Origin of the sequence: Anaerocolumna sp. AGMB13020, from assembly GCF_033100115.1 — a bacterium.
In the GTDB taxonomy this organism is placed as follows: Bacteria; Bacillota; Clostridia; order Lachnospirales; family Lachnospiraceae; genus Anaerocolumna.
Map to the genome: position 1 here is coordinate 3,667,310 of NZ_CP136910.1, position 13,302 is coordinate 3,680,611.

Annotated in this window: 13 protein-coding genes; all 13 read left to right on the forward strand. The window is 33.5% G+C overall.

Going from position 1 to position 13,302, the window contains the following annotated elements; genetic code table 11:
- Nucleotide 1 precedes the first annotated feature (1 nt).
- The 13 genes from csrA (at nucleotide 2) to aepX (ending at nucleotide 13,297) form a co-directional block, all read left to right on the forward strand.
- On the forward strand, nucleotides 2–226 hold the full coding sequence (gene csrA / locus R2R35_RS15215) for a carbon storage regulator CsrA (RefSeq protein WP_317730674.1): 225 nt from the start codon (nucleotides 2–4) through the stop codon (nucleotides 224–226).
- Between the two features lie 164 nt (nucleotides 227–390).
- Nucleotides 391–816 (forward strand): flagellar protein FlaG, encoded by a 426-nt coding sequence (locus tag R2R35_RS15220; RefSeq protein ID WP_317730675.1) that lies wholly within the window; start codon nucleotides 391–393, stop codon nucleotides 814–816.
- A gap of 23 nt (nucleotides 817–839) precedes the next feature.
- Nucleotides 840–3,140 carry a flagellar filament capping protein FliD gene (gene fliD, locus R2R35_RS15225; protein ID WP_317730676.1) on the forward strand — a complete coding sequence of 767 codons (2,301 nt, stop codon included), beginning with the start codon at nucleotides 840–842 and terminating at the stop codon, nucleotides 3,138–3,140.
- Between the two features lie 51 nt (nucleotides 3,141–3,191).
- Entirely contained in the window at nucleotides 3,192–3,566 is a 375-nt protein-coding gene (fliS, locus tag R2R35_RS15230) for a flagellar export chaperone FliS (RefSeq protein ID WP_317730677.1), read from the forward strand.
- Nucleotides 3,567–3,579: 13 nt separating this feature from the next.
- On the forward strand, nucleotides 3,580–4,071 hold the full coding sequence (locus R2R35_RS15235) for a hypothetical protein (RefSeq protein WP_317730678.1): 492 nt from the start codon (nucleotides 3,580–3,582) through the stop codon (nucleotides 4,069–4,071).
- Nucleotides 4,072–4,201: 130 nt separating this feature from the next.
- Entirely contained in the window at nucleotides 4,202–5,020 is an 819-nt protein-coding gene (locus R2R35_RS15240) for a flagellin N-terminal helical domain-containing protein (protein ID WP_317730680.1), read from the forward strand.
- A 215-nt stretch (nucleotides 5,021–5,235) separates the two neighbouring features.
- The gene (locus tag R2R35_RS15245; protein WP_317730682.1) at nucleotides 5,236–6,423 is read left to right on the forward strand and encodes a CgeB family protein; all 1,188 of its coding nucleotides are present in this window, start codon (nucleotides 5,236–5,238) and stop codon (nucleotides 6,421–6,423) included.
- Nucleotides 6,414–7,472, forward strand: a complete 1,059-nt coding sequence (locus R2R35_RS15250; RefSeq protein ID WP_317730683.1) for a glycosyltransferase family protein — start codon at nucleotides 6,414–6,416, stop codon at nucleotides 7,470–7,472. Before R2R35_RS15245 ends, R2R35_RS15250 begins: the two co-directional genes overlap by 10 nt.
- Before the next feature lies 1 nt (nucleotide 7,473).
- Nucleotides 7,474–8,610: a glycosyltransferase family protein gene (locus R2R35_RS15255; RefSeq protein ID WP_317730684.1), complete on the forward strand. Its 1,137-nt coding sequence runs from the start codon at nucleotides 7,474–7,476 to the stop codon at nucleotides 8,608–8,610.
- Between the two features lie 25 nt (nucleotides 8,611–8,635).
- The gene (locus R2R35_RS15260) at nucleotides 8,636–9,814 is read left to right on the forward strand and encodes a CgeB family protein (RefSeq protein ID WP_317730685.1); all 1,179 of its coding nucleotides are present in this window, start codon (nucleotides 8,636–8,638) and stop codon (nucleotides 9,812–9,814) included.
- Nucleotides 9,807–10,895: a tetratricopeptide repeat-containing glycosyltransferase family 2 protein gene (locus R2R35_RS15265; protein ID WP_317730686.1), complete on the forward strand. Its 1,089-nt coding sequence runs from the start codon at nucleotides 9,807–9,809 to the stop codon at nucleotides 10,893–10,895. Before R2R35_RS15260 ends, R2R35_RS15265 begins: the two co-directional genes overlap by 8 nt.
- A 374-nt stretch (nucleotides 10,896–11,269) precedes the next feature.
- Nucleotides 11,270–12,001 carry a metallophosphoesterase family protein gene (locus R2R35_RS15270; RefSeq protein ID WP_317730687.1) on the forward strand — a complete coding sequence of 244 codons (732 nt, stop codon included), beginning with the start codon at nucleotides 11,270–11,272 and terminating at the stop codon, nucleotides 11,999–12,001.
- Nucleotides 12,002–13,297 carry a phosphoenolpyruvate mutase gene (gene aepX, locus R2R35_RS15275; protein WP_317730689.1) on the forward strand — a complete coding sequence of 432 codons (1,296 nt, stop codon included), beginning with the start codon at nucleotides 12,002–12,004 and terminating at the stop codon, nucleotides 13,295–13,297.
- Nucleotides 13,298–13,302: the final 5 nt, after the last annotated feature.

The following is a 13,302-nucleotide window of genomic DNA, read 5'->3' on the forward strand; positions in this document are numbered from 1 at the left end:
TATGCTGGCACTATCCAGAAAAATTGGAGAATCTATTATAATAGGAAATGACATAGAGCTTACAATTCTTGAGGTGAAGGGTGACCAGGTAAAGGTAGGAATTAGTGCTCCAAAATCGGTTCCTGTCTACCGTAAGGAAATCTATCTTCAAATTCAGGAATCCAATAAAGAGGCAGCTACAAGTGAGATTACCGTAGAAGGCTTAAAGAACTTATTTCGTAAATAAGATAAATTGTTTCGGGAAAGAAAGCATTGTGAAAGAACACTATAAACAATTAGGAAAAAATGCCGATAAAACAATAAATGGAATAAAATAAGAAAATGTTAATTTATTATTACTTCAACAATAAGCAAGGAAGCTTAAAAAGTAATTACATGGAGGTGTATTTTATGGCAATCGATAATATTAACTCAGGTGTTTATGGTGATGCTGCTAAAAGAGTACAGAAAGAAACGGCACATGTGGCAGCATCTCCTGTAAAGCAGGCACCTGTTAACGTAAACAGAACCAGTACGTCTGGAACGAAGGCAGCAGTTTATAAAGATAATGGACTGGATGGAACGAAGGCTGATGACGCTGTTAAAGAAGGAGAAATTGCGGCAAGACAGATTAAAGCAACGGTAACGGAAGCTAATTTCAAAGCAACCAGAACTCGCTGCGAATATTCTGTAGAAGAAAAAACCAACCGAATTTCAATAAAATTAATCGATGAGCAAACAGATGAGGTAATAAAGGAAATACCGCCGGAGAAGAGCCTGGAAATGTTGGCAAAGGTTTGGGAACTGGCCGGGTTACTGGTTGATGAGAAGAGATAGTTATACGAAAGAGGTGAATATTCATGGCAATTAGAATGTCTGGAATGATATCAGGATTGGATACGGATTCTATAATAAAAGAACTTATGTCTGCTAAATCTGCCAAGAAGACGAAACTTGTACAACAGAAGACAAAGGTGGAGTGGAAACAGGAGATATGGTCAGACCTAAATACAAAGCTTTATAAGTTATATACAGATCAGCTTTCCAAGGTACGTCTGGCAGGTAATTACGCTACCAAGAAGGTGACTTCCTCTAATGAGAATATGGTTACTGCAACGGCTAGCGCCTCTGCTGGTAGTGGATCACATACGATTGAGATAAAGCAACTTGCTTCGGCTCAATACATAACAGGTGGTAGTAAAACAGGGCTTAAGGGCAGCAGTACTTTAAAAGAAGCCGGCATGGATGTAGGAAATGTAATTAAGATTACATCTGGTACAGGCAGTACCGCAACTACTAAAAGTCTCGAGATTACTGCAACTACTACAATTAATGATCTTGTAAATACCATGAAAACAGCTGGGCTTACCGCAAGTTTTGACGAGGCACAGGGAAGATTCTTCATTACAGGTAAAAACAGTGGTGAAGCGAATGCTTTTTCTATTCAAACCTTTAAACTGGATACGGCGGAAAGTGCAGCATTTAAATCAGCCTCAGAGGCATTAAAGTCAGCAGCAGGCGTATCAGATTCCCAAATATCAACCTATCAGTCTTTGTTAGAAGATGTAGCGAAGAAAGAAAGTGCCTATAATGCAGCAACAGATAAGGTTACAGCATGGACGGAGCTTCAGGCAGCAAAGCAAAAGGTGACAGATGCAGAAGAAAGTTTCTATACTACTGCTGCAAGTAAAACAGTTATTGCAGAACGCCTCGATGAATTAAAGGAAGCAGCCGCTGGAAATGGTTCAGAAGAAGCGAAAAAAGTTTATGGAGAAATTGAAACAGCAGTTAAAAAGAAATATTATGAATTAGATGCGGATGGTAATATAAAATTACCTAAAACATTCTCCCAGGCTGCAATAAACAGTTCAAAAGCCGCAATAATGAGTGAAGCTACAGCATACATCAATAAAGGAATGAATGACGGGACGCTAACCTTTGATACGGTTGCGGAAAGAAATCAGGCAATACAAGATAAATATACGAGTTTGTTAAACGATATTGATGCTGATGAGTCAACAGCACTTGCAAAAAAAACGCAAGAATTATATAATAAGCAACTAGATACAGCTATGAGCAATTCTGCTACTATATATCCCTCTACAACAGAAGGAACTTCAAAAGTAAAGACTGAGGTTGAAGCTTTAAAAGCAGATGGAGCAATTTCAACAGCTATGAACAACTATAAAACAGCAAGAGTTGCTTATGCTAATGCAGTCAATAATGCAACTGATGTTGAAACTGGACAACTTTCTGCGATAGGGCTTGCTGATATAAAAGTTGACATAGTAAATGGGAAGCCTTCTGTAGTGAGTTCTGGAGGACCATCAGGTTTTCAGCTGAAGGCAGCAGTTGATTCTACAATTATATTAGATGGTGCTACAATCACAAATGCAGGAAATACTTTTTCAGCTGCTGGAGTTACCTATAATCTAAAAAATGCTCAAGAAGGTACAACTATAAATGTAAGTGTAACCAATGATACACAAGCTGTGTATGATATGGTCAAAAATTTTGTTAAGAGTTATAATGAAATATTAACAGAAATGAATACTCTGTATAACGCAACATCAGCTAAAGGTTATGAACCTCTTACGGATGAACAAAAAGAAGCCATGTCGGATAAACAGATTGAGATTTGGGAGGATAAGATTAAAGATTCTCTTCTTAGACGGGATGATAAGTTAGGAGGAGTATTAAATACTCTTAGAACTTCTCTTCAAGGAAGTATATCTGTAAACGGCAAGAATTACTCATTAGCCAGTTTTGGTATTGTTACGGGGGCTTATACGGAAAAAGGACTACTTCATATACAAGGAGATTCAGATGATGCTACCTATTCGGATAAAACGAATAAGCTAAAGGAAGCATTATCTTCAGATCCAGATGCAGTAGCAAATGCTTTGGCTGGTCTTACCAGTAACCTATACTCAGCTATGCAAGATAAAATGAAAAGTAGTTCCGTAAGTAGTGCATTGACCTTTTATAACGATAAGGAAATGAAGTCGCAGGTGACAGATTATACGAAACAAATTACAGCATGGGAAACCAGACTTCAGGATATGGAAGATCGTTACTATAAACAGTATTCTGCTATGGAGACAGCTCTTGCAAAATTACAGTCAACCAGTAACTCTTTGTCTGGACTATTTGGCAATTAAAATTATATAAGATTATTAACATAAGGAATAAAAATAGCGGAGGACAAAATTATGGCTATTAATGCAGCTTTAGCATATCAAAATAATGCGATACAGACAGCATCTCCCGCAGAACTCACATTAATGTTATATGAGGGTGCTATAAAATTTACCAATATAGCAATTATGGCACTTGAGGAAGGTAATGTTGAAAAAGTACACTTAAATATTGTTAAAGTAGAAAATATTATACTAGAACTACGTTCTACCCTGGATCATAAATATCAGGTGGCAGAAGATTTCGATCGAGTATATGAGTATATTTATAGATGTCTTGTAGATGCTAATGTAAAAAAAGATAAAGCAATACTAGAAGAAGCTTTAGGGTATACACGTGAGATGAGAGATACCTGGAAAGAAGTTATGAAATCAAATAAGATGAAGTAAGAGAGCGTATAAAATGGCAGAGAATCAAAATACAGTTTACCTGAATGTTCTTATTGATACCTTACGCAAAAAAGAGGAACTATTAAACACTTTAATAGAACTGACAAAAGAGCAAGAGAGTATTCTTGCAGAGAGTCCATTTTCAATGGATAGTTTTGATTTGGTTATGAATCATAAGGATGAAGCTATTAATCAACTGAATCAGGTAGAGAATGGATTTGAACTAATTTACCAGAGAGTGGAAAAAGAACTACCTGCCAAGAAAGACCAGATTAAGACGGAAATCCTGGAGATTCAAAAGCTAATTCGAAATGTTACCGATAAGAGTATGGTGATACAAGCTCTGGAATCTAAAAATAAAGAGAGATTAATTATGCAATTAGCAGGAAGACGTCAGGAAATACGCAGTTTTAAAGCAACGAATCATGCAGCTGATAGATACCATCAAAATATGGCCAATCAGCATCAAGAAGGACAATCTTATTTTTTAGACAAAAAGAAGTAGAAAATAATTTATTTTTTTATTTATACTATAAAGTCCTAAAAAATAATGTCGATATATAATATAAGTAAAACAAATTTACTTAAAACAACAGCAGCATGGATGCTGCTGAACATTCAAGGAGGAATTTATTATGATAGTACAACACAATATGGCAGCAGCCAACACTAACAGACAGTTAGGTATCACAAACAGTAGCCTTGCTAAGAAAACTGAGAAGTTATCTTCCGGTTACAAAATCAACCGTGCTGGTGATGATGCAGCAGGACTTTCTATTTCAGAGAAAATGCGTGGACAGATTAGAGGTTTAGAGAAAGCTTCTACTAATGCTCAGGATGGTATTTCACTTATTCAGACAGCAGAAGGTGCTTTAAATGAATCTCATTCCATTCTTCAAAGAATGAGAGAGTTAACAGTACAGGCATCTAATGATACTAACGTTAGTGCAGACCGTGATGCAATCCAGGCTGAGATTGGACAGCTTACTGAGGAGCTTACTAGAATTGCTAGTCAGACAGAGTTCAATAAGCAGAAATTGTTAGATGGTACATTAACACAGGTAAATCTTCAGGTTGGCGCTAATAATGGTCAGAGTATTTCCTTCTCTATTGACTCTATGGATGCTGCTGGATTAAGTGTAAGTGGTGTAAGTACAAGTGTATCTGATTACGCTTCTGCTACAGCTTCACTTACAACAATTGATAAAGCATTAGAATCTGTATCAAAACAACGTTCATTAATGGGTGCTATGCAGAATCGTCTGGAGCATACAATTGCTAATGCTGATAATACAGCTGAAAATTTACAGGCATCTGAGTCCCGTATCCGTGACGTTGATATGGCAAAAGAAATGGTTGGATACTCAAAAGACAGCATTCTTCAGCAGGCTGCTCAGTCTATGCTTGCTCAGGCAAATCAGGCAACACAGGGTGTTCTTTCATTATTAAGATAATTACTGTCATAAAAAAAGAGTCGATATTTATATCGGCTCTTTTTTTACGAAAAAATATACATATTAATGTTATATCATAGAAGAAAAATGTCGATATAGCTAGTACTGATTGAATAATTAGATAAATTGATTATACTAAAGATAGAAGCTGGGGTAATGAAAAGTAGAATTAGAGTATTAGTTTTAAATCTATGAATAGCTCAAGAGGTAATAAGATGAGAATACTGTTTTTTGATTGGAAGAGTTATGGAAAAGAACATTTAGTAAAAGGATTAATAGATTTAGGTTTTGAAGTAGAAAGAATATTATTTGATCATGAAATAGATGATAATAAAATATATGAAGATAAGGCAAAAGAACTTTTATCATACCAATATTATGATTTAGTATTTAGTTCTAATTATTTTCCTACAATAGCTAATGCATGCCATGAAAATGGTATAATATATATATCCTGGCTGTATGATAGTCCATATGCGAGAGTATGGGACACAACAGCATATTATCCTGAATGTTATATTTTTTCATTTGATCAAAAGTTATGTGATGGCTTGAAAAAAGAAGGAATTCAAAATGTATACTATATGCCACTAGCAGTTGAGGTTAATAAACTAGATGAAATACAAGCAACTGATAGTCAAAAAGAACAATTTGAGGGGGATGTAGCATTTGTAGGATCTCTTTATGATAATAAGAATACATTTGCAAAGTTAATAAAAAAGAATAAACTGGAGTTCCATAAAGGATATTTAGATGCTGTGATAGAAGCTCAAACAAAAATTCAAGGGGTTAACTTTTTAGAAGAAATTTTAGAACCCAAAGATATCAGTGATATGGTAGATAAGCTAGTCGTTAAATTACATGGACATGGTGCGCTTGCATCAAAAAATATGATATATGCAAATTATTACCTTGGACAAGCTGTGACCTTAAAAGAACGAAGTAACATGATAAAACGTATTTCAAAGAAATACAAACTAAACGTTTATACGCATAGCAATATAGGTAAATTTAAAAAAGTTATTAATAAAGGCTCAGTGGATTACTATAAAGAAATGCCCTTGGTATTCCGCTTGAGTAAGATAAACTTAAATATGACTTTACGTTCCATCCAGACGGGTATTCCGCTTAGAGCCTGGGATATTATGGGGTCAGGAGGTTTTTTACTGACGAATTATCAGGCAGACTTCTTAAAACATTTCGAACCTGGAGTTGATTTTGATTATTTTTTAGACGAAGATGATATGATGAGAAAAATCGATTACTATCTGGAACATGAGGAGGAACGTCAGCAAATTGCAAAAAGTGGATATGAGAAAGTAAAAAAATACCATAGTTATAAAATTAGATTAAAGGAAATGTTTCAGATAGTAGAGGAAATGGAGCAACGCGGATGGATATAGTTATTTGCAGTGTGGGAGAAGAGATTGAAACATCTATAGCAGAGGTTCTGGAAAAGTTGGGATACGAAATATATGTATTTCGCAAAGCAATTAATGATCAAGATTATGATCTGGAATATTTTCAAGCATTAGTGAGTTTTATCGATGAAAAGTCAATTGACATGGTTTGGAGTATAGGTTATCTTCCTATAATTTCAAGGGTTTGTAGTATGAAACACAAAATATATATTTCATGGATAATAAGAGAATTCTGGAATACATTGTACTCGGATACAATAAAGAACTCAATCAATTATATTTTTATCGGTGAAGAAACAGTTGCAAAACAGTTTTATAAGAATAACCCTGGACATATTTTCTACTTGTCACCAGGAGCAGCGATAAAAGATGTAAACATAATGCCTGACACTGTGGGACTTTGTTTCCTGGATGCTAAATATCCTATTTATTATTTGAAAGATGATAGCAGAGAATACCTAAAAGGTTATATCAGGGGAATGGTAGAAGCACAAAAACGTGTATATGGTTATCATTTTCTTCCTAAGCTTTTAACAAAGAAATTAAGAAACGAAATAGAAGGAGTTCTGTCAGAAGAAGATAAAGGGAAGGACTATACAAAGAAAGCTGTTTCAGACATGATTGATGATTTTCTATGCGATACGATTACAAAAGATGAACGGGATGAAGTGGTAAAGCTTATTGAAAACCTAGGGATTTATAAAATTAACACTGAAATTAGTCAGATTAATGTAAATATAACATCAAGAAAATGGAAAACGGGGATACCTTATGATATTCTTCGCATTATGGGAGCAGGTGGATTTATACTGACGAACTATCAACCTGGAATGGAAGAATATTTTTGTATTGGTGATGAGATTGCACTTTATGAGGATAATAAGGATTTAATGGATAAAATAAAATATTACATTTCACATGAAGAGGAACGAGAAAAAATTGCTAATAAAGGGAAGAAAAAAATTGAAGAGCTTTATACATTAGAGCACAGGATTGCAGATATGTTTTATTTACTTAGCGAGGCATTTTAGTATGAAAATATTATTTATTAGTTGGTCATCTTACGGGGTAGTTAATTGGATAAATGCAATGAAGTGCAATGGACATAATGTGACTGAAATGATATTTGCTTCTTTATCAGAAGATGAGGATAAAAATTTACAAGAACAGATTACAAAAGTTATTTTAGATGGCAGATATGATGTGGTTTGTTCCTTTAATTTCTTTCCGATACTTTCTATAGTAACGAAGAAAGCGAACTGTAAATATATTGCATGGGTATATGACAGCCCTTTACTTCATCTCTATTCCGTTGAAATAGCAAATACTAATAATTATATTTTTTTATTTGATAAGAAACAGTATGAAGAACTTTATCACAAAGGAATTCGGACAGTTTATCATCTTCCTCTTGCTGGTGTTGTAGACAAAACAGAGGAGCCAGAAAGTTATTGTTCAGATATAACTTTTGTTGGTAATCTATATAAAAATAATAACTTCTATGACAATATAGTTTTTCTTCCAGAAAAGTTAAGAGGATATTTGGATGGGGTAATGGAAGCTCAGAGGAAGATTTATGGGTATTACTTAATGCCTGAATTGCTAACTGACAATATAATAGAAGATATAAAGAAATATGTGAAATTTGACTTAGGAGACCAGTTTTTCGTTGACGATAGAATAATTTTTTCATCCTTATTTTTAGCTAAAAAAGTTGCTAATCTAGAACGGGAAAGTATTCTTAATAATTTGGCTAAATACTTTAAAGTGAAATTGTATTCCTATGAAAAGATAGAGAACCAAAACATAGAAAATTGTGGTACAATTGACTATGGACATGAAATGTATAAATTATTTAGACACAGCAAAATTAATATTAATTCCACTTTACGGTGCATACAGACAGGGATAAACCTGCGAACAATGGATATATTGTCTGCAGGTGGATTTTGCTTAACCAACTATCAGGAAGAGTTAAGTGATCATTTTCAGATCGGAGAAGACTTAGTAGTATATGAAAGTGAATTGGATTTGCTGGAGAAAGCTGCTTATTTCTTAAAAAATGAAGATCACCGGAGAGAAATAGCGAAGAATGGTCAAAAACGAATAGAAGAGTGCCTCACTTTTGATAAGCAAGTGAAGCAAATGATGCAAATAGTAATGCAATAGTACAAGAGAAGCGTAGGTGGTATATTTGAATATATTATATGCTAATTGGCAGTGTCTAGGCGCTACAGATGTAATAGAGGCATTTCATAAGATGGGAGCAGAGGTTTATGAAATAGAGATTAGTGATTCCAGTCATGTTGGTATTGATTGGGATTTCGTAGTATCGTTAGGAGCTATACTTGAGAACAATAAGATTGATGTAATATTCTCCTTTAATTTTTTTCCAACTCTATCAGAGGCATGCTATAGATATGGTAGAAAGTACCTGTCCTGGGTATATGACAGCCCAAGTCTCAAAGTATATTATCCCAGTATAATCAATGAATGTAATTATGTATTTATTTTTGATCAGGCGGTTGCCCTTGAATTGCAGCAAAAAGGTGTTACAACTGTATTTTATAGTCCTTTGGCAGTAAACATAGATAGATTAGCTAAATTAAAGCAAAGTGAATTGGATAGAAAACGTTATCAATGTGAAGTGGGATTCGTAGGTTCACTTTATAACGATGAACATAATCTTTATGAACGATTAGAAGAAAAAGCGAGTGATCCCTATCTTATTGGTTATCTTGAAGGTATCATGGAAGCTCAAATGAAAGTCTATGGTTATAATTTCCTGAAAGAAAGCCTTACACCCCAGATTTTAAAGAAAATTAGTGATAGTATGCCAGTAGATATACCGGAAGGAGCCTTTACAGACAAAGAATCAATCTATACAGATTTTTTCCTTTGCCGTCGCATGGCTTATCTGGAACGTACAAGAATTTTAACACAGTTGGCTGAAGATTACCAAGTGTATCATTATACAACGGATGCTACTTCTTGTTTTGGAAAAGTAATTAACAGAGGGAAAGTAGATTATTACGACGAAATGCCATTTGCATTTAGATACGCTAAAATAAATCTAAATATAACTCTGAGAAGTATTAAGACAGGGATACCGCTCCGAGCTATGGATATTTTAGGGGCTGGTGGATTTCTGCTTACTAATTATCAAGAGGATTTCTTACAACATTTTGAGCCTGATGTCGATTATGTTTATTACGGTAGTATAGAAGAACTGAAAGATAAGGTAAGTTGGTATTTAAAGCATGATAGTGAACGGCAGAAGATAGCGCAAAATGGAAGAGACAGAGTTGAAAAGAATCATACTTATGTAAAGACGTTAACAGCGATGATGAAAGTGGTGGGATTACATGATTAAAATTAGTCTATGTATGATTGTAAAAAATGAAGAGCATAATCTTGATTACTGCTTGCGCAATATAGCTGAGTATATGGATGAAATAGTAATTGTAGATACTGGATCAACGGACGGTACCAAAAAGATAGCCAAGAAATATACACACAAAGTATATGATTATAGCTGGAGAGATGATTTTTCGGCTGCTCGCAACTTTTCTATCAGTAAAGCAAGTAATGATTATATTCTTGTACTAGATGGTGATGAATTTATTCAAAGTATTGATATAAATGAAGTAAAGCGATTAATTGAAAATAATCCTTTTATGATAGGTCGTATACTTCTAACAAATGAATATACGCGTAAAGGAAATTTGTTTAGATTTCAAGAACGTTTAAATCGACTATTTCCAAAAGAATATTATAGATACAAGGGTATAATACATGAACAGATAACTTTGTTAGATAGCAGTAAGGGAAGAATTGGGTGGCCAGATGATACCAATGGGAATACCACTGTTAATCTACCTATTTCAGTTCTGCATGTTGGTTACGAAGGAGATTTGGAGGTACGAAGAAAAAAAACTAGTCGCAATATTAGTCTTCTGGAAAAAGCATTGCAACAAAATGAAAATGACCCATATATTTTATATCAATTAGGAAAGAGTTATTACATGGAAGAGGACTACAATAAGGCATGTAATTATTTTGAACAAGCTCTTAGTTTTGACCTAAATACCAAACTTGAATATGTTCAAGATATGGTAGAAAGTTACGGATATACCTTGATAAATACTGAACAATATGATACTGCATTAGGTTTGCTTAACATTTATGATGAGTTTAGCCAATCAGCAGATTTTGTTTTTTTGATAGCTTTAATTCTGATGAACAATGGTAAAATAAATGAAGCAATTGATGAATTTAAGAAAGCAACACAATTACCAAAGGCAAAGATGGAAGGTATTAATGACTATTTATCGTATTATAATATAGGTGTCATATATGAATGTTTAGAAGCATATGAGAAAGCGAAATACTACTATCTTAAATGTGGAGATTTTGAAGTTGCTAAAATGAGATTAAAAGAGTTAAGAGGATAAGCTTGAAAGTAATGAATATTAGATAGATAATACTCAATATGCTTCAAACAAAAGACATAAGGTTATGATATGCAATGGTTGAATTCATGTTCTGACTATCTTAAAAGAAAGTGTAGGAAGTAAAAAAATTATTGATAATATGGTCATGGAATGAAAAAGGGGTAATCATGATGAATTGATATTTAGTACTTATTTAATGAGTAAGAACCTAAATCTTAATTTAAGAGATTAAGGTAGTATTCAAAAAATATTAGTTTCATAATAAAGGTTATTTGAAAATTAGTTAATACTAAGCAAGTCTGAAGATTAGCTATGTATAATGAAAGATAGACAAATAACTTGTATAAAATGCTATGGAAAGGGTGCTGACTTTTATGAATGGAGAGTATTTGATTTTATCAGATATTCATGGTAATTGTAATGCTTTAAAAAAAATTCTCGAAAGTGTACAACTAACAGATATTAATGGAATAATCATATTGGGTGATATTATAGATTATGGTGCGAGGTCAAATGAAGTAATCTCATTACTAAGTGAAATACCAAAGGAATATATAATAGTTAATATTTTTGGAAATCATGAAGAAGCTATATTAATGAATAACTTTGATAGATTTTCATCGTTAAGGGGGATACAATCGGCACAATATACTTCAAGTATTTTAACAAAAGAATCTAGGGAATATCTCGAAAAAATGTCTTCTAGTGGAAAGGCGGAGTTCAGTTTAGCTGGTAGGAGTTGTCTTGCTGTACATGGATCACTGAATGATTGTTTTTGGAAAAGTATAGATCCGGAAGAGGTGGAAGGATATTATATGGATTATGATTATGTGTTTTCAGGACATTCTCATATTCCTCATGCATTTTACAAATTTTATAGTAATGATGATCAAAAATACAGAAATAAAAAGAGAACATTATTTATAAATCCAGGTTCAGTTGGACAACCAAGGAATCACAATCCCAATGCTTCTTTTGCGGTTCTTAATATATTTACAGAAGCGGTAAAGTTAATGAATGTTAGATATGATATTGAAGAAGAGCAGAATTATTTTACACGTGAAATAGATGAATTTTATAAAGTACGTTTAGAAAGAGGTATTTAGATGAAAAAAGTATATACATGTATTTCTACTGATATTATTCAAACAGGTCATATAAAGGTAATAGAAAAAGCCGCAGAATTAGGTGAAGTTACTGTTGGTATACTCAGCGATAGTTGTGTGGCAATGTATGAAAAGTATCCTATAATACCAAGAAGTGAAAGAATGAAAATAATCGAAAGAATTAAAGGGGTTTCACATGTAGTTGAACAAAATGATATATATTATGATGAAAATCTAAGAAATATAAAGCCTGATATTGTTATACATGGGGACAACTGGAATAACGGTTATCAAAAAAAGGTAAAAGATCGTGTTGCCGAAGTAATAAAAGAATGGAATGGAGAAATTGTAGAAGTTCCTTATTATAAAAGTTCAAACATGGATTTGTTTAACATATCAATGAAGGACCTACGTGGATTACCTGAAGTACGAAGACAGAGATTAAGAAAACAGCTCTTATCTGATGAAATTGTAAGAATAATGGTTGCTTATGATGGACTAAGTGCTCTTATTGTTGAACATACATCTATTATAAAGGATAATCAAAAAAGAAAGTTTGATGCTTTGTGGCTTTCGAGTTTGTGTGATTCGGCATCGATGGGTAAACCAGATATTGAGTTGGTAGATCTTACATCCCGTATACGTATTATCGAAGAAATCATGGAAGTATCGACAAAACCTATTATTTTTGATGCTGATACGGGAGGACAAATTGAACATTTTTCATATAATATTCGTTCATTGGAACGGGTTGGAGTATCAGCGGTTATTATAGAAGATAAGGTTGGATTAAAGAGAAATTCACTATTAGGAAATGATGTTGAACAACATCAGGATAGCATAGAGAATTTTTGCGAGAAAATTAGGGTTGGTAAATCATCAACAGTTTCTAACAATTTTATGTTAATTGCCAGAATAGAGAGTCTAATATTAGATAAAGGTCTTGAAGATGCCTTAACAAGGGCGGAGGCATATGTTAAAGCCGGGGCGGATGGAATTATGATACATTCCCGCAAACAATCTCCAGATGAAATATTTTGTTTTTGTGATATTTTTAGAAAGAAAGATCAGGAAACGCCAATTGTAGTAGTGCCAACAACATTCAATTCGGTATACGAAAATGAATTTAAACTGCATGGGGTGAATGCTGTTATTTATGCAAATCATTTACTTCGAGCTGCATTTCCAGCAATGAAAAATACAGCTATATCTATACTACAGAATGAAAGGTGTATGGAAGCTGATGAATATTGTATGTCAATTAATGATGTTTTAGCCTTAATTCCTAACAAATAAGGAGG